12 protein-coding genes and 2 pseudogenes are annotated in these 24,694 nt (G+C 45.6%); 2 read left to right on the top strand and 12 right to left on the bottom strand.

Going from position 1 to position 24,694, the window contains the following annotated elements; all coding sequences use genetic code 11:
- Window positions 1–208: 208 nt before the first annotated feature.
- From V7L01_RS09890 to V7L01_RS09840, 11 genes are all read right to left on the bottom strand, one after another.
- Window positions 209–1,510 carry a hybrid sensor histidine kinase/response regulator gene (locus V7L01_RS09890; protein ID WP_335034218.1) on the bottom strand — a complete coding sequence of 434 codons (1,302 nt, stop codon included), beginning with the start codon at window positions 1,508–1,510 and terminating at the stop codon, window positions 209–211.
- Window positions 1,507–4,302, bottom strand: coding sequence for a CHASE2 domain-containing protein (locus tag V7L01_RS09885; RefSeq protein ID WP_335034215.1), 2,796 nt, complete (start codon window positions 4,300–4,302; stop codon window positions 1,507–1,509). The genes V7L01_RS09890 and V7L01_RS09885 overlap by 4 nt, the downstream gene beginning before the upstream one ends.
- Before the next feature lie 66 nt (window positions 4,303–4,368).
- Window positions 4,369–5,421 (bottom strand): DUF928 domain-containing protein, encoded by a 1,053-nt coding sequence (locus V7L01_RS09880; RefSeq protein ID WP_335034213.1) that lies wholly within the window; start codon window positions 5,419–5,421, stop codon window positions 4,369–4,371.
- A 190-nt stretch (window positions 5,422–5,611) separates the two neighbouring features.
- Window positions 5,612–8,173, bottom strand: a complete 2,562-nt coding sequence (locus tag V7L01_RS09875; protein WP_335034210.1) for a CHAT domain-containing protein — start codon at window positions 8,171–8,173, stop codon at window positions 5,612–5,614.
- A gap of 87 nt (window positions 8,174–8,260) precedes the next feature.
- Window positions 8,261–10,831 carry an S-layer family protein gene (locus tag V7L01_RS09870; protein WP_335034623.1) on the bottom strand — a complete coding sequence of 857 codons (2,571 nt, stop codon included), beginning with the start codon at window positions 10,829–10,831 and terminating at the stop codon, window positions 8,261–8,263.
- A gap of 121 nt (window positions 10,832–10,952) precedes the next feature.
- Window positions 10,953–13,409 (bottom strand): S-layer family protein, encoded by a 2,457-nt coding sequence (locus tag V7L01_RS09865; protein WP_335034207.1) that lies wholly within the window; start codon window positions 13,407–13,409, stop codon window positions 10,953–10,955.
- A gap of 48 nt (window positions 13,410–13,457) precedes the next feature.
- A complete protein-coding gene (locus V7L01_RS09860) occupies window positions 13,458–14,075 on the bottom strand; it encodes a Uma2 family endonuclease (protein WP_335034204.1) in 618 nt (205 codons plus the stop codon).
- Between the two features lie 46 nt (window positions 14,076–14,121).
- Window positions 14,122–16,602, bottom strand: coding sequence for a two-partner secretion domain-containing protein (locus tag V7L01_RS09855; protein WP_442936960.1), 2,481 nt, complete (start codon window positions 16,600–16,602; stop codon window positions 14,122–14,124).
- Window positions 16,603–16,665: 63 nt separating this feature from the next.
- Complete coding sequence (locus V7L01_RS09850) at window positions 16,666–19,134, bottom strand: S-layer family protein (RefSeq protein WP_335034201.1); 2,469 nt, start codon at window positions 19,132–19,134, stop codon at window positions 16,666–16,668.
- A gap of 64 nt (window positions 19,135–19,198) precedes the next feature.
- The gene (locus V7L01_RS09845; protein WP_335034199.1) at window positions 19,199–21,673 is read right to left on the bottom strand and encodes an S-layer family protein; all 2,475 of its coding nucleotides are present in this window, start codon (window positions 21,671–21,673) and stop codon (window positions 19,199–19,201) included.
- Between the two features lie 68 nt (window positions 21,674–21,741).
- Window positions 21,742–23,523, bottom strand: coding sequence for a ShlB/FhaC/HecB family hemolysin secretion/activation protein (locus V7L01_RS09840; RefSeq protein ID WP_335034196.1), 1,782 nt, complete (start codon window positions 23,521–23,523; stop codon window positions 21,742–21,744).
- A 469-nt stretch (window positions 23,524–23,992) separates the two neighbouring features.
- Between V7L01_RS09840 and V7L01_RS09835 the strand changes: the two genes are divergently transcribed.
- Both V7L01_RS09835 and V7L01_RS09830 read left to right on the top strand, forming a co-directional pair.
- On the top strand, window positions 23,993–24,172 hold the full coding sequence (locus tag V7L01_RS09835) for a hypothetical protein (RefSeq protein WP_335034195.1): 180 nt from the start codon (window positions 23,993–23,995) through the stop codon (window positions 24,170–24,172).
- A 161-nt stretch (window positions 24,173–24,333) separates the two neighbouring features.
- Window positions 24,334–24,456, top strand: a pseudogene (locus V7L01_RS09830) (IS5/IS1182 family transposase); the annotation flags it as partial.
- A gap of 19 nt (window positions 24,457–24,475) precedes the next feature.
- Here the strand turns inward: V7L01_RS09830 and V7L01_RS09825 are convergent.
- Window positions 24,476–24,592: pseudogene (locus V7L01_RS09825) on the bottom strand (glycine--tRNA ligase subunit alpha); the annotation flags it as partial.
- Window positions 24,593–24,694: the final 102 nt, after the last annotated feature.

Raw genomic sequence — 24,694 nt, 5'->3', positions numbered from 1 at the left:
GACTTAACAAGGTAAGATTTTTGCTTGTTGCTATCGTCATAAAAGTCAGTGTAGCATTTTGTTAAACAAAGAGCGTTTTATTCAAGAGATGGAAGTCCCTTTGCTAACAAAGTCAATATCACTCAGTTGGTGTAAGGTTAATTTACAATTGATGCATTCGGTATGAGTCCCTAGTAGACCGTTGATTTGTCAGACCTCATTCATCTCATCACATCGGCAAAGTAATAATAAACTTTGTCCCCTCACCAGGCTTTGACAAGCAGTGGACTTGTCCATTGTGTTTTTCAACAATAATTTGATAACTGATCGCTAATCCCAACCCGGTTCCTTTGCCCACAGGTTTGGTTGTGAAAGATGGCTCAAAAATTCGAGCTTGCACCTCAGCAAGCATACCGGGGCCGTTATCTTGGATGCAAATTGTGACGGTTTGTTGCTGAGAATCAACTGATGTAGTAATGGTGATGATGTTTGGGTAAACAGCAATCTTTCGATCGCAGTGATTTTGATTGAGTTCATCAAATGCATCAATGGCATTGGCGATGATATTCATGAACACCTGGATCAGTTGTCCGGGATAGCAGCTGATTGGAGGTAACTCTCCGTATTGTGTTACAACCTGGATTTTTGGGCGATTGCCATTGCCTTTGAGCCGATGTTTCAACAGCATTATAGTGTTATCGATTCCTTCGTGAATCTGAAACTCCACCTGAGATGAAACATCTGCGCGAGCAAAAGTTCTTAAAGAGAGACTGATATCTTTAAGACGGGTAATACCCTGGCGCATTGATGTCAGTAGTTTTGGCAGATCCTCTGCCATATACTCCAAGTCGATTTCTTCAACAAGCTCTTCTGTTTCCGAGTCTAGCTGCGGTAGTTTCTGCTGTTGGAGGCTCACCAGGCGAAGCAGATCGTTTACATATTCCTCAATATGGGATAAATTTCCGCTAACAAAACCAACCGGATTATTAATTTCATGACCGATACCTGCAATCATCTGCCCAAGAGTGGACATTTTCTCACTCTGGATCAGTTGTAGTTGGGTTTGTTGTAACTGCTGTAGAGATTGAGTTAATTCTGCGGTGCGCTCTTGCACGCGATCTTCTAATGTTCGGGTGAGATGGGAAATTTTCAGGTGTAACTTTAAACGGGCAATGACTTCTTCGTGTTGGAAAGGTTTTGTAATGTAGTCAACTGCACCAATTTCCAGTCCCGCCACTTTGTCTGTAGAATCGGCCAGGGCAGTCATAAAAATCACCGGAATATTCTGAGTGATGGGATTGGTTTTCAGCCTGCGACAAGTTTCAAATCCATCAATACCTGCCATCATCACATCCAAGAGAATGAGATCGGGACGAGCATATTCTGTCTGTTCGATCGCTGACTCTCCATCTGTTGCCATGAGGGCTTTCCAGCCACACCTCTGAATCGCTTCAGATAGCACCTTGAGATTGTTTGGATTGTCATCCACCAACAGAATATGTATGGGTTTCGAGATAGGAACAGCGATCATGGATGTGACTCCGTTGTGACAAATGATTTGAGGAACTTACGGATTTTTCCGGTTTGGAAATTGGCAGTGAGTTTGTTTAACTCTGCTGCGAAGGGAGCTAGCTGACTGTTTTGCTCAACTAGTTCTCTTAACATTCCCTCGATCGCCGAGATATCCCCCATCATTGCCAGATGATAGAGCTGTTGCAAAACATCCTGGGATGGTAGAACCCATTGATTACCAGTTGCCTGCTCGCCTATGGGAGACGACTGCTGAGGCGAAGATTCGGCATAGATCCATTCCACTCCCAACAGCGATCGCAGTCTATCGAGTAGTTCGTCGATCTGGAGGGGTTTGGGCAAGAATGCTGTTGCCCCTGCATCTAAACTCCGCTGGCGATTTGACTCGAAGACACTGGCACTAGAGACGATAATGGGAATAGAACAGGTTTGCGGATTCGTTTGCAGGTGAACCATTAGCTCAAAACCATCCATATTGGGCATGGCTAAATCGAGCAGAATCACATCTGGATTGTGTTCAGTTGCCACCTGTAGCCCGTGTTTGCCATCGGTCGCTTCTAGGGTTCGACAGCCAATTTTTTGCAGCATACTGGTCAACATAGAACAGTGGTTGCGATCGTCATCGACAATCAGAATTTGAGGCGCATTACCCTGAATCCCAGTAATTTTGTGGGGGGTTGGGGCTGCTAGGCTCGTCGGAGATATCACTCCTCCCCGCCAGTCATGATCGAGTGGTACTGGTACTGTTAAATCCAGCCAAAATAAACTTCCTTCGCCTGGGTGACTCTGCACCTGAATTTGGCTATCCATCAATGCTGCAATTCTTTGGCTAATCGCCAATCCCAAGCCAGTACCTTCAGAGCGCTGTCCGGCTTCACCCACTTGCTCAAAGGGCAAAAAGATTTTCTCGAGTTGGTCTGGTGACATCCCAATACCCGTATCTTCAATCTGAAAACGAATTTTGGCGATTGGAGATTGGGAAGAGTCTTGCTCAGTCTCTAATAACTCTACTTTGAAGATAACGCCGCCGCTGTCTGTAAATTTGATGGCGTTGCCTAGCAAATTAATCAAGACTTGCCGCAGCCGTTTTTCATCAACTTCAATGGCAAGTGGCAGGCGATCGCTAATTAAAATATTAAATGTAATCCCTTTCTGTTCAGCCCGGATACCACAAATCTCAGTCACACCATGTAAGAAATTGGGCAGATGCACGCTGGTGACAACCAAATCCAATTTCCTCGCTTCTATCTTCGAGAGATCGAGAATGTCATTGATCAGCATCAAGAGGTGCGATCCGCATTGGTAGATAATGCTGACTCCTTCCAGGTTTTTAGCTGTCATATTTGGCGATCCTTCTAGTACCTGGGCAAAACCAAGGATGCCATTGAGAGGTGTGCGTAGTTCGTGGCTCATATTGGCAAGAAATTCGCTCTTAGCCTGATTGGCAGCATCGGCAGCTTGCTTTGCCTCCATCAATTCATGAGTTCGTTCTTCGACTTTTGTCTCTAGGGTTTTGGAATAATCTAATAGTTGATTGTTAGCATTTTCTAATTGGCGATTTGTTTCTTCTAACTTCCGTTGTTTATAGGCATTCGTTGTTGCAATCACACTACCGATGAAGGCGGTTAAGGCTGGTGTTACCGGAATTAAAACACCATGCAAAAACATCCCATAGCCACCCCCTATGCAGGCTCCAGTGATGCCTATAGTTGCCCAAAGAATTTTGCCGCCGGGAATTTGTCGCTTAGTACGCGCACTAGCTAACCACCAACTGCCCGTAGAACCGATGACAGAACAAAAAACAATCCAGATTGATAAAGAAATGCCAGAAACACCGTGCAGGGTGGCTTTTCCTATTTTTGCCCCTCGTATTAGTTGATAAGCAATATTGGCATGAACAACCACACCTGGAGTCGGTTTTTGAGCAGATACCCAGGAAGAAAAGGGTGTGCTGAAGAAATCATTGGTACTGGAGGCTATTGACCCAATAAATACCATGCGATCGCGCATCAAATCTGCTGGAATTCTCCCTGCTAAGACATCGCGCATCGCAACTGTGCGAAATGCTGCATCCGTTCCATACCAGTTGAGCAGAATTTGATAGCCTCCTAAATCGGCATCCGTATAACCTGCTTCTTGATTTTGCAGTGGCAGGTAAATTTCCTTACCCAACCGAAACTTTTGCTGCTGGGGGTCAATGCTTTCTAAGCTAATTCCTTCAGCTTCGAGGTACTTAAGGGCTACAAGGGTTGCCAGTCCGGCTTTAATCGTGTTTTTTTCTTTGGCATCTTCAGCTGTTAAAAGCGCACGACGCACAAAGCGATCGCCATCCAACACTAAATCTGCTAATCCTACCTGCTCCTTTTTTTTCAATTCCGGTGGAGGATTGACGCGTTCGCCAGTAATTTTCTCAACTCCAATCAAATTGGGAGTGTTGCGGAAGACTTGAACAAGTTGCTCGTGTCCGCTTCCTTCCGGTAAATCTCGATAGAGATCCAAGCCAATGGCACGCGGCTGCTGTGCCCGAATTTTTTCTAGTAATCCTGCCAGCGCCCAGTCTGGAACTGGCCATTTACGTACCGATTGGATATCGCGCTCATCGATTGTAACAATCACAATCTCATCAGCGATCGCCTGTGACGATCGCTGACGAACCCATTCGTCGCGAATTTTCCATTCCGGTAAATTGAAAAGTCCCAACGATTGCCCAACCATAACCGTCAAGGCAACGCTGGGAGTAATAATCAAAACGCTGCGAGTGCGTTGGATAAAAGCCTGGAATCTGAGCCACATATAGTTATCTGGGTCAACGTTGATGGAGCAACACCCCACCAAAACCTGTCTAAAATTGACCTGGCATTAGTTAGTCGATGCTAATAAGGTCGCTGTTACAATCTCCTTCAAACTCACTGAAGACAGAAGTTCTTCCCATTGTTTGCGGAGAGTTGCATTGTTGGGTTGGGTGGTGTATGCGGATGCAAGTGTTGCCACACAGTCATACCAAACACCGTTTTTACCCAAAACAGTAGCCCGCTTCAGAGCATCTTGCTCTTGCATTGCTGTTGCCAACTCAGCGCTCGGCTGGATACGCTGAACCCAACCATCAATGTAAGGGGTACTTGGGCCGAGTTGTCCATCTACTTTGACTGCTAGCAACCATTGATAGTTTTTGCCAACGGCTAAAGCGGGTGCATTGGCGGGTAATTTGATCGCAATTACCCCAGTTTTCCCAGCAACTGGAATGTTCATCTGATATTGCATGTTGCCAGCTTCATCCTTGAGGCTGAACAGAGCTTCCTGGGCATTGGAAGTCGGCAGATACACCAGAATTGTCGGACGTTCAGACACTGTTGTGCCATAGAAATTTTGGGGCAAAAGGGCGATTAGCGCTGCTGGTTCTGTTGTACTTGCAGTCGATGGATTCAAGTAGTAAGTACCAACGCGAGAAGCACCCGCACTTGCTTGTTCGGGAGCGCCTTTTCCGGGGGCAGGTGTAAAGAGGTCACCGCGAGAAGCTCCTCCAGTTGCCTGCCGAGGTGTACCCTTCCCCGCACTAGGTGTAAATAGGTTGCCTCGGGAAGCTCCTCCAGTTGCCTGCTGAGGTGTACCCTTCCCCGCACTAGGTGTAAACAGGTTGCCTCGGGAAGCTCCTCCAGTTGCTTGTCTGGGCGCACCTTTCCCGGCACTAGGTGTAAACATGCTACCCCGAGAAGCTCCTCCAGTTGCTTGTCTAGGCGCACCTTTCCCGGCACTAGGTGTAAACATGCTACCCCGAGAAGCTCCTCCCGTTGCTTGACTAGGAGAGCCACTATTGGTGGGCGGGGTAAATGTAATAGCATAGGCGCTAGTCCATACACCGCTAGCGATCAGAGCAATGACGCTCAATATACTAGCTAAATATCGACGTTTCATGATGTTTTACCTCATCCAATTGAAATATGATACAAAATACATTTCTTTCGACTACGATCGTTCGCTCAGAGAATAAGCCCAGGCTTCAGCCAACTCAGGGAACTTCTACTAGTAGTATAGGCTAGCTTTAGCGGAAACTATGTAAAAAATAGCCTAATTTATTTGAAATTGACTCCGTTTTATTACTTAGTTAAATCCAGTTGCCGATCAAAACAAAGCCAGACCAAAAGAAGGGATCGTGGAAATCAGTTTGGCGAATGAGGTTAATTTGTGCTTGTCTTAGTGCTTCGGCTTTAGTCATTTTTGGTTGTCGAAGTTGGTCATAGAAGCGAGTCATAAGCATTGAGGCAGCCCGATCTTTGACGGGCCATAGGGTGGCGATAGTTGAGCGAGCGCCAGATTTGACAGCCAAGCCCGCCAGTCCCAGGACGGCGCGATCGTCTCCTGCGGCAGTATCGCAGGCACTTAGTACCAGCAACTCGATCGCTTTCGATGGATCGTTACCCCGATTTTTTAGGAGTTCAGATAACTCCTTAACATTGACTTTTCCATCCCAAGTGAGCAAGAAGGTATCCTCGAGGCGGGAACTAAACTGTCCGTGGGTTGCAAGGTGAACAACACCTGCGCTACTGGATTTCACCCGTTCAGCAAGGGCTTCACTGGTAAATTGCTGGTTCAGCAACAGTGAGGAGGAAACGGACTTGGAGATTTGTTTGACTTCTGATTCCACAGCGGGCAAAGCACTAAAGCCAGCGCGAGATTCGCTGATGCCACCCACGATCGCACTGATGTGGTTTTGATGAAGCGATCGCGTAGCCATCAGTTGCAATCCTGGTGAGAGCGCCACAGCATACTTCTCAATCAGATATTGCTTACCATCATACAGAGCTGCTATAGGAATATTCCGTAACCGACCATCCAAAACAAACACCAATGTCTTGGTATCAATAAATGCTTTATCTCTTTCCTCTGGGCGAATCAACCAATCATAAATCTGTTGGGACAATCGATCCCGGTCTTTGGAATCTGAGACAGGGTTAAGAGCGACCAAAAATTTGTTTAGAGTTTGCTCAATTTCAGCCTGAGATTTGTGAGTGACATAAGAACGAAGTGGTTGCCCTGCTTTGGAGAGGATTACTGTTAAACGATCTGGCAGGATGATGGGATAAACCACGGTTGCAGTGGGATCAACCCGATCGATCTGTTGAGCTCTATCTAAACAAGCTTCCCGAAAAAAGTTATCGAGTTCCGCAATTTGGAGTGACTCAATCAATTCACGGGCTTGTATCAGTTCTGCTTGACTCGGTTGATCCTCTAGAAGTAAATCAACCAATTCTCGGTAGACAGGCTCTACACTGGTGCGAAAAGAGAACTGGACATCAGGGTTGATAGCCACCAAATCCCCCCGGAGTGCCTTTAAGGCATTGACTGCTTCTGTATAGGCAGTAATTGCTTTTGAGCGATCGCCTTGTTGCTTATATAACTGTCCCACCTGCCAGGCAGATTGAGCAATGATATCGTTAGCTTGGAGTTGACGGGCAATATTGAGAGATTTCTGAGCTAATTCTTGTGCTTCAGATACCTGCTGTGTACGATGATAAAGTTTTCCCCATTGATGCAGTGCATAAGCTTGGGCTTGAGTATCCTGGATTTGCTGTGCAGACTGGACTGTGACTGCCATCAGTTGCGCCAAATCTTTCAGGGGTAGGATTGTGTCAGGATTTGACTGGCGATTGAGGGTGGCAACAAAATTGATCGCTGCGTAGAGAGAGGTGTGACTGGGGGACAGTTCCTTAAGTTGTTGGAGTAATTGAGGTGCAAGTGGGGTAGCATACTCAGGTTTGTCGTAATCGAGGAAAAGTTTAAACTGAGCTAAACGCGCTTGCAACTGTTCGCTTGGGTTGGTGGCTAAAAGTTGAGCCTGTTCCAAGTAATCCAATGCTGCTTCTGGATCTTTCAAGTCAACGGCAGTTTTGCCCAAGCCGATCAGGATAGAACTCAACTGAGGTGTAGTTTCAATTTTGCGAGCGATCGCTAAACTTTGCTCTAATACCTCTTGACTTCTAGCATCGCCAATCATTTGCAAGGCTAAACCAAGCGATCGCAATCCACTAACTTTGACTTCCGAATCTGGCATTGCTAAGAGCTTTTGAGTCAGCGCCTCCAGCTGCTGTTTAGAACGGCGATAAAACCCCAAACTTTGTAAAGCTTGTGCCTGGTTGATTTGACTACCCAAACTGCCTATTTTGTCACCGGCTTGGTCATAATATTTTTCAGCTTGTTGCCAACTGGCTAGGGCAGTTTCGGCTTTGCCAGTGTGCAATTGCAAATTTGCTTGGGTATTGAGTGCTTGTGCCCAAAGAATTGCATCAGCAGAAGGTTTACCTGTTTGCAATAGTTTTAGACTTTGCTCAATAGACTGTTGGGCTGCTTCCCATTGATTAAGTTCCTGTTGTGCTAGTGAGAGGTAACTTAAACTGAGAGCTTCGTTGAGGCCATCGCCTTGGGTATGATACTGTTGTGCTGCCGTTTGCCAATTGGTTACTGCTTCTGCAAAGCGTCCTGAACGGTAGAGGTTTCGTCCCTGTTCTAGCCAATTGGTAGGCTGGGAAGGAGATGCTGACACATTCAGGGTGGAAGTTGTTGGTACTTGCAGTGATGCTCTAACTGGTGTGATGGTCACTGCCAAACATAAGCTCAAAATACTCAGACTGATATAGAGCCAACGAAATTGTTTGATTTGGAAAGGCATAAGTAATTACCGATTCAAATATCTAATGAATTGTATACTATATTACTTTTAAAAATAATGGGCTTGGTTGCAGAATTCCTGGGCAAATTAACTTTTGGGAACCGCAGCACAAGTTAAGGGCGGCTGTATATGTGTCGGAGATCGTGCTGCAATTAATTCAACTTTGCCCTGGGCATTGCGATGCCAGGAAGTAGCTTGGACAAAAACCTCTGGTGATGATGAAATTTGGGCTTTTACTTGCTCGGTTTTGCGGTATGCAGAGAGATCGCGGATATCATCCCAAGTGCGATCGCTCATCACTTGCTGATTGGGATTTTGGGGCACACCACCCCGACCCGTTGCAACAAATTTACTGCTTTCATTGGCAGAACAACCTGTAGCAATTTGCTGCGATGGATCGGTGACATTTGCTGGTAGTTCGACTAAGCCGGAATTTGGATCGATACCGATAGTATTAACTTGAACAGTGCCACTCACTCCAAATTGGGAACTGGCGGTGATGTCGCTTTCTGGGGTGAGTTGGGGACGGAATTTCAGCCCAAAAATGCCTTGGGTGGTGATTTGAATATTTCCACCGCTTCCGAGTACCGCATTGGCAACGATATCGCTATCTTCGTCAGGAAGGGCAATAATAGCTCCAGCAGTAATATCAATGTTACCTCCGGTAGAAGTACCAGTGGCATTAGTTGTAATATTACTGCCACGACGTAACAGCAAAACATCATTTGCTTGGAGGTGAATGTTACCTTGGCTACCTCCTTTGACTTCCGATCGCAAACTGGCTTTATTGTCGAGGAAAATATTATTGGCTGTAATATTCAAATTACCTGCATCTCCGCCTCCTATATTGCTGACGCTAACTTCCGCACTATTACGTATTTTAACTGTATCAGATGTAATTTTTATTGTTCCGGCGTTAAAATTAGTTGTTGAAGATGCTGCGATCGCACTGGGCAGAATTTGACCGTTAGTTAAAGGTTGAGATATACCCTGGATATCAATGTTTTTAACTTGTAAGTTAATATTCCCCGCATTTGCCTGACCCTGGCTGGAAGAGGTGATCTGTCCTCCATTAAAAAGCCGTAGGTTGTCAGCAGTTAAGGCGATATTTCCACCTGAACCTACTGAATTATCACCCGCAGAAACAGTAATGCCACCAGGTAATTTGCTGATAACATCAATTACTGGATCGCTAACTGTTACCTCTTGCGCCTGAATGGTGATATTTCCCGCTTTCCCTTTTCCTGATAAAGTACTGCGGATAGACCCGCCATTAAAGAGATGCAAACGTCCAACATCGATTGAGATATTTCCCGCGTCTCCTTCTGTTTGACCAATTCTCGTACCTACTCCAGACAGTAGTAGAGAGGGTGTGTATCCTGAGATATCAAGGCTCTCAGTTGCTCGGATTGAGATATTTCCAGCCTTGCCCGTGGGAGGAGAGATACCGTTAAAGGGTATCAAAGATGTACTGACGATTCCACCATCTTGCAGCCGCATTCGATTTGTTTCGATGGAAATATTTCCACTCTGATTGTTCTTGCCACCAAAGAGAGTGGTGGTAATCGAGGTGGGGATTTCAAAAAATGGATTAGAACCTACCACCTCTACATCTGAAGCCCGAACAGTTACATCTCCCGATCGAGAATTGTTGCCATTAGAAGAGGACTGAAGCCAAGCTCCATTTGCTAACTTTAAGCGTCCTGTCTCTACTGTTACATCTCCAGCTCGCCCAGTTGCTGGAGGCCCAAAAAAGATACCTAAAGAAGTTCCAATGCCAGGATTAAATTGTCCTGGGAGAGAAGCACCCAGCAGATCAACAAAGTCTGTGGTGTTGACAGTAATTCCCTTACCTTGCCCAGCAAAGGTAGTAGAACTAATATTCGATCCATCCTGCACCGTCAACCCACGTCCACGGATGTTAATTGCACCCCCGTTAATTCCACTTGCATCAACCAATGAAGCTTTTTGTAACGTAATTGTGCCCCAATTTGTCGTAGCCACAGGACTCGTCAGTTGCCATTGAGCTTGATTTTCCATTTGAATCCCAGCATTCTGCACAGCCCATAGTTCGATATGTCCATTTGGTGCCGTCAGTTTTGCCCCTGTCATGTCGATTTGACTACCAACTAACGCTAATGTTTGTCCGGTTTTAACTCGCAAGTCTGCCCCTTGAACTTGTATCGCTCCAGCATTTGCCCCAAGTTGCAAACCCACAGGTACACTTATAGTCAGCAAAGGAGTACCCGAAGCATTTACAGCACTAAATTCCGTCCCATCGGCAAACTTAATACTATTCGCCGTCGTCCCCAGAAATGACCCCCCAATATTCAAGCGGGCATTTGCCCCAAACACAATCCCCGCAGGATTCATCAAAAACAAACTTACCGGGTTGCTAGTATTAAGCGTGCTAATTAACCCATCAATATTGGAAACATTTCCACCTGTAACCCGACTGAATATAGTTGTAATATTTGGTGTGTTAATTAAATCAAATCTGGCTGAACCACCTGTAGGTACAGAGAAATTACTGAAGCTATGAAATAAATTATTACCTTTTTCAATTCCATTAAGAATATTAAAATTATTACCACTTGGATTGACAATGGTGTTAGTTGTGCCATCGGATGTCACTTGAGCGATCGCCTTTAGCATCATCCCTGGAGTGAATAACCCAGTTGTGAATATAAATAGAAACAATACGGCTCTGATTGCCAAGATAACTTCCTCTACCTAATTTAAAGTTAGTTTTCCCTAAATTTCAGGAGTGATAACATGATTAACTTTTAGGAACCGCAGCACAGGTTAATGGTTGTTCCACAAAGGTAGGAGCAATATCAGCAACTAACTCGATTTTTCCTTGGGTGTTGCGATGCCAGGAAGTAGCTTGGACAAGAGCCTTTGGGGATTCAGGTATTTGGGCAGTCGCTTCCCCGGTTTTACGGTATGCAGATAGATCGCGGATATCATCCCAAGTGCGATCGCTCCCAATTTGCTGCGTTGGATTTTGCGGCACACCACCTCGTCCCGTTGCCACAAAGCGGCTACCTTCACTGCCCGTGCAGCCTGTAGCAATTTGCTGGGATGGATCGGTGGCATTTGCAGGCAATTCGACTAAGCCGGAATTTGGATCGATACCGATATTATTAACTTGGACAGTGCCACTTAACCCAAATTGCGAACTGGCGGTGATGTCACTATCAGAAGTGAGTTGGTCGCGGTACTTCAGCCCAAAGATGCCTTGAGTGGTGATTTGAATATTGCCCCCCCGACCTTTAATCGCATTAGCAATAATGTCACTGTTTACTACTCCGGCGATGATGGGTGCATTAATGTTTATATTACCTCCATCACCATTACCGCCTGCTGTTGCGGCGATCGCGCTCTTGTCGCGCAGCACCAACAACTTCCCAACTTGTAAGGCGATATTACCTCCATTACCTGATTCTGTTTGTGCCTGGATGCTTCCTTGACGGTCTAATCGGATAGTATTGGCTGTGATGTTGAGACTACCACCATTGCCACTACCTTGACTGGTGACACTGACTGTTCCGCCATCTGTCACCGTCAGGTTCGGGGTGGTAATGCTCACATTACCTGCATTCGCCGTGAGTTGATCCGGTAGATGGAATTTTTGCCGCAGTATTGGAGAAAGTCGAGTGCTAGACGAGTTGATACTGCTGTTATTGCTCAGACTGCGACCGCTAATCTCGATGGATTCCGTGGCGTTAATGCTCAAATCTCCTCCATTACCGGCAAAAAATGTGGTTGTCGCAACCGCTCCCCCATCCAGAATTTGCAATTTGGCGGTATCCAGGGTCAAAGTTTTGGCGTTTCCGGTGGCAAAAGTGAATGAGCTAATGTTGCTATATAGTCCATCGGGGCCTTCTCCCATCACAGTAATGTGATTAGCGCGAATCGTCACTTTACCACTGGAGCCACTGCCAAATGTAGCTGAAATCAGTGAGGCACCATTTGACACCAGTAAACTATTGGCATTGATGGAGATATCGCCAGCGTTCCCAGAACCATAGCCAGAAGTAGAAAGAATACTAACCTTTGGATTGATTGGTGACAAGCCAGACAGTTCAATCGCTGTTGCATCAACGTGGATATTGCCACTGGGAGCCACTCCAACTGAATTGATATTCAACCCCGCTCCCTGCTGGAGGGTAAGACGGGGAGTAATGACATTGATGTTCCCACTAGCTCCGACACCCACAGCTTCAGTACGCACCCCACTCGGAATTGTGCCATCAGCTGTTCTGCCAATCAAATCAATCGCTTCTGTAGCCTGAAGGCGAATGTCGCCGCCTTTGAGATTGCCTAAATTTCGCGCCAGCACCAGAGAGCCATCGGTGAATTGAATGTGTCGCCCCCGAATTTGAACCGAACCTGCATTCACCCCGCTTATATCTAATAGCGATCGCCCTGTAAGCTGAATATCACCAAACTTTTGCCCATCTTCATATCCCAAGGTATACCCCTGTGTAGTTGGGAGCAAACTAACCAATCCTGCACCACTCACACTGCCTAATTCTACTTGCCCTTGCTTGGCGGTCAGAGTTGCCCCATTCAGATTCAGATTGCCACCCACCAAAGCTAGGGTTTTTCCCGGCTGTACCCGCAATTCTGTTGCACTCGGATTTTGAGTGACAAGAATCGATCCACCGGGATTGGCCAAGGAGTGTCCTGTGCCTTGAACGCTGATTAATGCCGGATTGCTACCCATTTGCAAACCAATGGGAACATTGATACTTAATAAGGGGTTAGCTTGGGGATTAATAGCACTAAACTCAACACCATCAGCAAACTTGATGCTATTGGCTGTCGTACCGATAAACGAACCGCCAATATTTAATTTGGCATTTGCTCCAAAGATGATTCCATTGGGATTGAGTAGAAATAGATTAGCGCTACCATTGGCTTTAATTAAACCATTAATGTTGGAAACACTGCCTCCAGTAACACGACTGAAAATGCTTTGGATATCTGAAGCATTATTGAAGAAAGCCGAGCCGTTGGTGGGAACTGAGAATTGGCTGAAGCTGTGGAAGAGGTTGTTGCCAACTCGATTACCGTTGGCGATCGTGAAGTTATCGCTACTTTGCGATACAGTGCTGTTGAGGGTGCTGTCGGGAGTTACCTGAGCGATCGCAGAGCCGCACCAAAGTGACATTACTATCAACGGTATTATTCCACTGCACAGGACTAACCAAAGAGAGGTTGTACTCATCGCCAAGCCTTGATTTATACTTTGTATTTTAAGATACCCAAAACGGCTCTACAAAGTACAATTAAAAACCTGATTAGCAGTCAGTTTTAAATCTGGGAAAGTAGGGGATACAATAGGTTGCGAATTCCTAAACTGCGCGACTTGATATTCTTCATCAACTAGATGATAAATAGAAATGGTTGGCTGTTTAGGATTACCGATAAATTTTCTGGCTCCCAAAGCTGCATAATCAACAATCCAATATTCGGGAATCTTCATGACTTCATAATTCCCTAATTTGGTGTAATAATCGTCTTCCCAGTTTGTACTCACCACCTCGATAATTAAAGGAATTGATTTGCTTTGAGTCACGGTAGATTCTTTTTCCCACAATTCCTCGTTATGTAAATTAGCATCATTGATTAAAACTACATCCGGTAAGTAACCAGATGATTTTCTCGGTGGTTTTACTAATGCTGTTTTGGGGATAAAGTATGGTAATTGTAAGCGCTTATATTCAACGGTAATTTCTCCTGCTAAAAATCCCGTTACTTTTTCATGTTTTCCACTCGGCTGAGACATTTCAACAATTATCCCATCGTGTAATTCATAATGCTTTCCAACATTTTCTGGCAGCCATTTGATAAATTCTTCAAAGGTAAATAGTTGAGTTAAAGCTTGAGCCATATCAAAACCTCCGCTTTGACTTTAGCATTTTCAACGTCGGGACTGATTAGTTTGGCGTTGCAGCACAGGTTAACAATGATTGTTGCACCTGAGCGGAAGATTTATTTGCAACTAACTCAATTTTGCCTGACTCGTTGCGATGCCAACCTGTAGCTTGGACAAGAAACTCTGAGGATGCAGGGGTTTGTGTCGTGATTTCGCCAGTTTTCCGGTATGCAGAGAGATCGCGCATATCAGACCAGGTGCGATCGCTCGTCACTTCTTGATTTGGATTTTGCGGCACACCACCCCGTCCCGTTACGATAAACCGACTGCCTTGGTTTGGAGAACAACCACTGGCTATTTGCTGTGATGAATCAGTGACATTTGTTGGTAGTTCCACTAAGCCAGAATTTGGATCGACACCAATAGTATTAACTTGAACCGTACCGTTAACCCCAAATTGGGAACTGGCAGTGATATCGTTTTCGGGAGTCAGTTGAGGACGATATTTCAGCCCAATGATTCCTTGGGTAGTGATTTGAATATTGCCACCTTTTCCTTGAACTGCATTGGCAATAATGTCACTGTTTTCTAAACCCACGATGTTCGGAGCATTAAGTGTGATATTGCCACCATTACCACTGCCCTCTGCTTCTGCACTGATAAAGCTACCATGACGCATCAGTAGTAGATCCCGCAGTTGTAAATTAGTGTTACCACCACCGCCTGCTTTTGTGGATGCTGAAATGCTGGCCCCATTGTCGAGTCGTAGGGTATTCGCCTGAATGTTTAAAGTACCAGCTTTACCGGAGCCAAGGTTTTGGACAAAAACTGTTGCACCATTACTGATATTAAGAAGTGGGGTGTTAATCGTGGTGTTACCTGAAGTAGCGCTGGAAAATCCAAAAACAGGACGAACTGCCGTACCAATATAGCTGGGATTTTGTGCATCTTTGACACCATTCACATCAATCGATTCAGACGCATTGATAGTCAGTGAACCCGCATTTCCTAAAACTATGCTAGAGGCTGACACTCTTCCGCCAGCTTGAATCGACAGCTTGCGGGTATCGATTTTCAAATTCCCTGCATTACCAGACCCAAATGTGGCAGTAGACAACAGACTAAAATACAAACCCTTTGGCGCTCTCTCATTTGTCACCTGAATTGTATCCGCCTTGACGATGAGATTGCCGCCATTACCTGAAGCGTAGGGTCTTGCTGCTATATTGCCGCCAGCTAAAATAGACAGGTTTTGAGTAGAGATGTTAACATTTCCACCTTTTCCAACCCCATAGGAAGCGGCTAATACCTGGCTAACTGCTCGAAAAGGAGAAGGATCGCCAAATGCAAAACCATTCACCCGCATTTCATCGGTATTTATTGCAATATTGCCACCCGGTGCTGTGCTAAAGGTACGGTTTAAGATATACCCACCCCCGTCAATATTCAACTGTGGGGTGGTAACGATAATATTCCCTGCTGCACCTGGGGATGTAGTTTCATTAATTAAACTGCTGGAACTTTTAAAATCAGGAGACTTGCCGATAATCTGGAGGGACTGGGTGGCATTGATTGCAATATCACCAGCAGTTTGATTGCTGCGATTTTGCACTAATATCAGTGAACCATCTCGGATGCTGACCTGTTTACCCTGAATTTGGATGGTTCCTCCCTTTTGCCCACTGAGGTCGCGTGTAGATGCTAAAGCTCGTTGGGTTATCTGAATATCGCCAAAACTCGAAGCATTAGGATAACTCAGCGCAAATCCTTCAGGGATGGAATTGAGGGCGACGCTTCCGTTAGTGATGCTACCCAGTTCTATTTGCCCTCCTGGTGCGGAGAGCAATCCTCCATCTAAGGCAATATTCCCACCCAGCAATGCCAGCGTCTTTCCAGATTGCAACTGTAATCCTCTCGTACCGAGGTTTAATCCAGAAACCTGAAGTGAGTCGCCTAATTGAGCATTGTGTCCTGACCCTTGGACAGTGATGCCTACTGCGGGCTGCGCTAATGCTCCCGGATTGCTCCCAAATTGCAAGCCAACAGGTACGCTCATAGTTAATAAGGGCGGTGGTGTGGCATTGGTGGCATTAAACTTCAACCCGTCGGCAAATACTACGCTGTCGGCAGTTGTACCAACAAATGACCCCCCAATATTCAGGCTGGCATTGGGCCCAAATACAATTCCACTGGGGTTGAGTAGAAATAAACTAACTGGATTGCTGCTATTAAGAGTCCGAATCAAGCCATCAATATTGGAAACACTGCCTCCTGTGACTCGACTAAATATAGTTGTAATATTTGGTGTATTAACTAAATCAAAAGTCGCCCAAGCACCTGTAGGCACAGAGAAATTACTGAAACTATGAAATAAATTATTACCTTTATCAATTCCGTTAAGAATATTAAAATTATTACCACTTTGGTTGACAGTGGTGTTAGTTGTGCCATCGGATGTCACCTGAGCGATCGCCCTTAGCATCATTCCTGGAGTGAATAATCCAGTTATGAATATAAATAGAAAAGCTAGGATTCTTATCATGAAAAACTTCCTTAACCTGATTTCAAGTTATAGTTCCCGTTCAGGGCATTATTGATAACATGATTAATTTTTGGTAACAGCAGCACAGGTTAATGGTTGTTGTACATTCGCAGTAGCTTTATCTGCAACTAACTCAATTTTGCCCTGAGCGTTACGATGCCAGAAAGTAGCTTGGATGAGAGTTTCTTTTGGTGCTGATATTTGGGCTTGTACTTGCTGTGTTTTGCGATATGCAGAGAGATCGCGGATATCAGACCAAGTGCGATCGCTCCCAATTTCTTGTGTTGGATTTTGTGGTACACCACCCCGTCCTGTGGCGACAAATCGGCTACCTTGATTTGCAGAACAACCACTGGCTATTTGCTGGGATGAATCGTTGACATTTGCTGGTAGTTCGACTAAGCCGGAATTTGGATCGATACCGATATTATTAACTTGGACAGTGCCACTTAACCCAAATTGCGAACTGGCGGTGATGTCACTATCAGACGTGAGTTGGTCGCGGAACTTTAGCCCAAAGATGTCTTGGGTGGTGATTTGAATATTGCCCCCCCGGCCTTTAATGGCATTAGCAATAATGTCACTGTTTTCTAAGCCAACGATGATCGGTGCATTAATGTTTATATTACCTCCATCACCATTACCGCCTGCTGTTGCTGCGATCGCGCTCTTGTGACGCAGCAGCAATAAGTTCCCAACTTGTAAGTCGATATTACCTCCATTACCTGATTCTGTTTGTGCCTGGATGCTTCCTTGACGGTCTAATCGGATACTATTGGCTGCGATCTTGAGACTGCCACCATTGCCGCTACCTTGACTAGTGACACCGACTGTCCCGCCATCTGTCAGCGTTAGGTTCGGCGTGGTAATGCTCACATTACCTGCATTTGCCGTGAGTTTATCCGGTAGACGGAATCTCTGCCGGAGTAGTGGAGGTAGTAGAATGCTAGATGAGTTGATACTGCTGTTATTGCTTCGACTGCGACCGCTAATCTCGATGGATTCCGTGGCATTAATGCTTATATCTCCCCCATTACCGGCAAAAAATGTAGTTGTCCCAATTGCTCCCCCATCCAGAATTTGCAATTTGGCGGTATCAAGGGTCAAAGTTTTGGCGTTTCCGGTCGCAAAAGTGATTGAGCTAATGTTGCTATATAGTCCAGAGGGGCTTTGTCCCATGACAGTGGTGTGATTGGTGCGAATTGCAACTTTACCACTGGAGCCACTGCCAAATGTAGCTGAAATCAGTGAGGCACCATTTGACACCAGTAAACTATTGGCATTGACGGAGATATCGCCAGTGTTCCCAGAACCAAAGCCAGAAGTAGAAAGACTACTAACGCTATTTGGATTGATTGGTGAGAAGCCAGACAGTTCAATCGCTGTTGCATCAATGTGGATATTGCCACTGGGAGCCACTCCAACTGAAATGCTATTCAACCCCCCTCCCTGCTGGAGGGTAAACCTGGGAGTAATTACACTGATGTTCCCACTAGCTGCGATACCCACAGCTTCAGTACGCACCCCACTCGGAATTGTGGTATCAGCTGTTCTGCCAATCAAATCAATCGCCTCTGTAGCCTGAAGGCGAATGTCGCCGCCGGGGAGATTCCCGAAATTTCGCGCCAGCACCAGAGAGCCATCGGTGAATTGAATGTGTCGCCCCCGAATTTGAACGGAACCTGCATTCACCCCGCTTATATCTAATAGCGATCGCCCTGTTAGCTGAATATCACCAAACTTTTGCCCATCTTCATATCCCAAAGTATACCCCTGTGCAGTTGGGAGCAAACTAACCAATCCTGCACCACTCACACTGCCTAATTCTACTTGCCCTTGCTTGGCGGTCAGAGTTGCCCCATTCAGATTCAGATTGCCACCCACCAAAGCTAGGGTTTTTCTCGGCTGTACCCGCAATTCTGTTGCACTCGGATTTTGAGTGACAAGAGGCAGTCCACCGATATTAGTCAAGCGGTGTCCTGTGCCTTGAACGGTGATGCCGAAGGCAGGCTGCGCCAACGGTGTAAGATTGTTGCCCATTTGCAAACCAATAGGAACATTGATACTTAATAAGGGGTTAGCTTGGGGATTAATAGCGTTAAATTCAGCACCATCACTAAATTTAATGCTCTGGGCAGTTGTCCCAATAAAGGAGCCGCCAATATTAAGTTGGGCATTTGCACCGAAAATTATCCCACTGGGATTAAGCAAAAATAAATTAGCGCTACCATTGGCTTTAATTAAACCATCAATGTTGGAAACACTCCCACCAGTGACGCGACTGAAGATATTCTGCACATCTGCGGCGTTGTTGAAGATTGCTGTGTCACCTGTGGGTATAGAGAAATTACTGAAACTGTGAAATAAATTATTACCTTTTTGTATGCCGTTAATAATATTAAAATTATTACCACTTTGGTTGACAACGGTATTGGTAGTACCATCGGATGTCACCTGAGCGATCGCCCTTAGCATCATCCCTGGAGTCAATAACCCACTTGTCAATATAAATACAAAGGGTACAGCTTTCATTATTAAAGACTTCTTTTACTGATTTAAAGTTAGAATTCCCTAAATGATATGATTAATAACATCATTAACTTCTTGGAACCGCAGCACAGGTTAATGCTGCTTGCACCTGAGTAGGAGATTTATCTGCAATTAACTCAATTTTTCCTTGTGTATTACGTCGCCAACCTGTAGCCTGGACAAGAACTGCCTCTTTTGTGCGTATTTGCGCTATCACTTCGCCTGTTTTGCGGTATGCAGTCAGATTGCGGATATCAGACCAAGTGCGATCGCTCGTCACTTCCTGATTAGGATTTTGCGGTACACCACCTCGTCCCGTTGCCACAAAGCGACTACCTTCACTGCCCGCGCAGCCTGTAGCAATTTGCTGGGATGGATCGGTGACATTTACTGGTAGTTCGACTAAACCCGAATTTGGATCGACGCCGACATTATTGACTTGAACCATGCCACTCACCCCAAATTGCGAACTGGCAGTGATGTCATTATCATCAGTGAGTTGGCTGCGAAACTTCAGCCCAAAGATACCTTGGGTGGTAATTTGAATATTGCCCCCCCGACCTTTTACTGCATTAGCAATGATGTCACTGTTTTCTGAACCCACAACGATGGGAGCGTTGAGCGTGATATTACCACCATCGCCTGCTTCCTTGGCTTCAACAGAAATTTTGCTATTACCCCGCATTAGCAATAGTTGTTGAGCATTAATAGCCAGATTACCACCGTTGCCAGATTGTGTGGCTGCGGAAATCGTTCCGCGATTAGTGAGGAAAATCGAGTCAGCATAAATCTCGAAATTACCTGCATTACCCGTACCCTCATTTTTCACCCCGATGTCAGCTCGATCTGTCACACGCAATTGAGGCGTCATTAAGATTACTCCTCCCGCATTACCACTAGGAAATTCCGGCAGATGATAAGTCGCACGGGTGACAGGATCGAGGCGTAGTGCATTAGATCCAATGCTACTACTGAGAATACTATCTGGTGATGCGCCGCTCACTTCGATAAAGTCTGAAGCCAAAATCTTTACATTACCAGCATTTCCGGTTGCGCCAGTTGAGGAGGTGACTAAGCTTCCATCCCGCACTGTTAATCGTGCAGTTGTGATGGTCAGATTCCCAGCATTTCCACTTCCTACTGTTGATGACGCCACAGTAGTAGGGAGAAATGTGACCTTATTAATTCCAGAAACATCTATCGAGTCTGAGGCATCAATTTGGACATTGCCACTATCACCAGTTCTCAAAGTAGTTGACCCAATAGCAGCGCCGTTCGCAGCTGTAAATTTTTGGGTTGAAAAGGTAATATTTCCTGCCTTTCCAGAACCGGCCGAGCTTGTCAGAATCGATGTTGTTGCTGAAGGATTGGCAGGGTTAAATCCACTCACTGAGATAGACTCGGAAGCCTTAACTACGATATTTCCACCCTGCCCCGAACTCAAGCTTTGAGACTTGATTTGCGCTCCATCCCGCACCAATAGTTGCCCGGTTGAGATAGTAATATCTCCAGCCTGCCCTACCCCGATTGTGTTGCTTGTCAATTGGCTGCTTCTAGTTTGTGTTGGGTTTTTTCCTGCAAGGGTGAATGACCGAGTGGCATTAATCGTAATCCGATCCAATGAGAGGGAACCTTGATTTCGAGTGATAATAGCTGAACCTTCCAAAAGGCTGATATCATGACCCTGTATTTGAATGGCACTACTTCCAAGCCCAGAAGCAGATATTTGTGCTTGCTGAGTCAGATGGATATCGCTCAGTCCCTCAGCATTGGAATAATCAAATGTCCACCCCTGGTTTGTGGGAATTAGGCGAACTTGTCCTGACTGGACACTACCGAGTTCGATGGAGCCATTTACAGTTCTGAGAACGCCACCTGCTAAGTCAATTCCATTCCCTAACAAAGCAAGGGTCTTACCTGAACTTACCTGTAAGCCTAGTGGAGTTTGTGGGATGCCATTAATCGAGTTTTGTACTGCGATGCCTACGGCAGGCTGCGCCAACGCGCCTGAGTTTTGCCCAAACTGCAAGCCAACTGGCACATTGATTGTCAACAAAGGTGCTGCTGTAGTGTTGCTGGCACTAAACTCCACCCCATCAGCAAACTTAATGCTATTTGCAGTTGTACCAATAAACGATCCACCAATATTCAGTTGGGCATTGGGGCCAAAGACAATGCCACTAGGATTGATTAAAAATAAACTAACGGGATTGTTGCTGTTAATCGTCTGAATCAAGCCATCAATGTTAGATATATTACCGCCAGTAACACGGCTAAAGATGGTGGAAATATTGGGCGTGTTCGCTAAATCAAAGGTAACTGAACCGCCAGTGGGAACCGAAAACTGCTGGAAACTGTGAAATAGGTTACTGTTGGCGGCACTACCGTTAGTAATGGTGAAGTTATTATCGGTTTGGGAAACAGTAGTATTCAAGGTGCTATCGGGAGTTACCTGGGCATTGGCAAAGCCGCACCAAAGTGACATTACCATCAACGGCGCTATTCTACCGCATAGAGCCAACCAAATAGAGGTCGTTGTCATTACCAAGCCTTTATTTATACCTTGTATTTAAGATGCCCAAAACGGTATTATTTTGAACAATCGCTCCCTTAAAACGGCGAATAGCGCACCGAGAAATACAACCCATTTTCCTGGAGCGATCGCTTATCACCCTCCACCGAAATCAGGGGAATGCCCCAATCTAGGCGAACCAATAAGTCATCACCCTGTTTCCACAACAGCCCCAACCCAGTACTAACAAGCGTACTCGGTGATGGATTTTCGCCCTTGACATTCCAGCCTTTGCCTACATCAATGAAGGGTGTCAGTTGCAGCACTCCGCCAATCTTGGCAGCGCGGACAACGGGTACTCGAAATTCTGCTGAAAATAAGAGACCATTATCTGTGAGTAATGCGTCCTGGCGATAGCCCCGTACACTTAGCTGTCCACCAAGACCAAATTGTTCCAAAGGCACTAAGGAATCTGCTGCCAATTGGAAATCGCCCCTAGCTAAAAAGAGAGTGTCTGGTGCTAATTGCCTCACCCACTGCGCCTGTCCCCGCCAAGCGAAAAAGCGGCTATCTGGTTCATTATCACTAACGTTTGCACCAAACCAATCTACCCCAAAGCTCAATTGCGATCGCGCCGCAAATACATACTGATTGCTTCGCTGGGTATATTCTTGAAAAAAGCGGAAAGCTGAAATATTGGTTTTTCCGTTCGCATCAGCACCAGGGGAGAGTCGAAACGGCCCAATGTTATCAATACCCAACTCAGTTTGGCTTTCTTGGCGCGAGAATGACAGCCCAATTGACAACTCTTGAGTTGGTTTTTCCACCAGTGGTTGCCGATAGCCCAATTCGTAAGAGCGGGTATTTGACTGAATATCAAGGACGCTGAATGGTTTTTCAATCACGCGATTCCATCCCTGGCTAAAACCGAAGGATAGGGTGCCATTGTGGGCGTTAATCGGTAGCGTGTAATTGGCATTGATTGTATTACTGCCATCGGTATTGGCGTATCCCACACTCAGGGTATCGCCCAAGCCCAATAAATTGGCTTCTTGCAGATCCACTCCCCGACGAAAACTGCCGACACTTGGCGATCGCCCATTATCCAGACTTGCCGTCAGCTTGAAAGTTTCAGCTTCTTCAACCTCAACTTGCAACACATTGGTTCCCGGTTGCACGCCTGTCTGCAACTCGGCTGACAAGTTTTGAATCCGCGGATCGAGGCGCAGTAGTTGCAGCTTTTCCAGTAAGCGTGGTACGTTTAGGGGTTTTCCAGCACCAAGTTGGATGCGATCGCGAATGTATTGACTGTGCAATCGTCTATTACCGATAATCTTGATTTCTTGTATACTGCCCTCGATTACCTGAATTTTGATCGTCCCACCTTCTACTGTCTGCGGTATAATCAACGCCCCCGTAGTGACATAACCGTTATCAGTGTAGAGTTTCGTGATGGCATCTTTAACTTGCAATAACTCTGCAAACGTCAGTTCCCGTCCTACAAAGGGAGCAGTCACAGCGGCAAACTGTTCTGCTTTGAAAACTGTACTGCCCAAAACTTCAATTCGATCGACCCGAAATCGGTCATTAGAGTCATCCTGCTCCAGAATTGGCTGATTCGGTAGTTTTGGGGATGGAAGCAATTGATTCTCGTCTGGTGGCTTGGGTAGCACATCCGACGGTAACGGAGTGTCAGGAATATTGTCTAACCGACCTGGGGGTAATGTTTGAGGATTGGGAGTTTGGGCGATCGCATCCTGATAGTTGCACAATATTGCGGCGATCGCAAAGCTGAATGTTATAAATCTACTAAAAATTCCCAGTTTGCCCACGAGCTTGCCGACCTCTGGCTGATTTCTAACCAAGGTTTTTCTAATCATTATTTGTAATTAAATAAATTACAGATTGAATCCTTAATACTTGGAAAGTATAAGTAAATACGTAGCAGCTACTATATCTAACTTAAATTTTTCTCAAAAAAAACAGTAATGTTACTAGGGCGTGTCATCAATATAGGTAAACGGAATCAAAAATAGTTGAGCAAGATTATAGACAACACAGAAACGATGACGCGTCGGTAGGCACTACGAGATGAATGCTGGGAGAGAATCAAAGGCCTGCTACCTGGGCGATAAGGCTATGTGGGAATCACCGCCTTCAAACAATCGATTGTTTGTCTGTTTGTCGAAGCTGTGTTCTACCTATATGGGTAGAAATTCCCTGGAGAGATTGCCAGACAGATTTGGGGATTTTTGAGTGATTCACACCCGTTTTACGCGGTGGTCAAACACTGGAGTGTGGTAGTAGGTATTTCAACACTTAGCAGACGATACCGACAAAGAATATGCCATGATGACTCTACGATTGTCTACGCCTACCAGCATAGTGTGGTTGCAAAGGGGGGAGTCAGGGCAAGAAGCAATTGGTCGCAGCAAAGGTGGATTGAGTGAGTACCAAGATTCCGATGCCACAGTAGATACGTTGGGGAATAAAGGTGAGCTTTCATTTCACCCCAGCACAAGCTTGTGATTTAGATGGTTCCGATCAAATATTGCCTGAGTTTGTAACTGAATACTGCACTTGCGGACAAAGGATACGATTTAGATTGGCGAGTGATTCAACTACTCCTTTTCAAAGGCAAAACTGTGATGATTCTGCTAAAACGTCACTACACCACAGCCTGTGATTACGATCGACACTTATACAAAGTCCGCCATCTCATTGAAAACATTTTTGCCAAGCTCAGGCAATATCGGACAATCCCCATCCGCTATGACAAAGGTGCCACCAACTTTTGGGTGGGATTTATTTGACTGCTTCTGTTATCTGATTGAATTGATGAGATTTCTTAGTACCAGCGCCCTTCTCAATATTGTAGGGCTGGGCGATGAGACAACCGCGCTCGCCCCAGAACTGATGCAATAAAGCTATAACCGACTGAAAATTCACGCTTGCCCCTTCCTAACTGGGCACAGTGCATAAACCATTGTTGCCTACAACCTGGCACTGTGGGGAGTTTCAGAGGAATCAGAAGCAGTCCCAAAATATTTT

The sequence above is a fragment of the Nostoc sp. genome, from assembly GCF_036917095.1.
Lineage (GTDB): Bacteria > Cyanobacteriota > Cyanobacteriia > Cyanobacteriales > Nostocaceae > Nostoc.
This window is presented reverse-complemented; position numbering and strand designations above follow the sequence as displayed.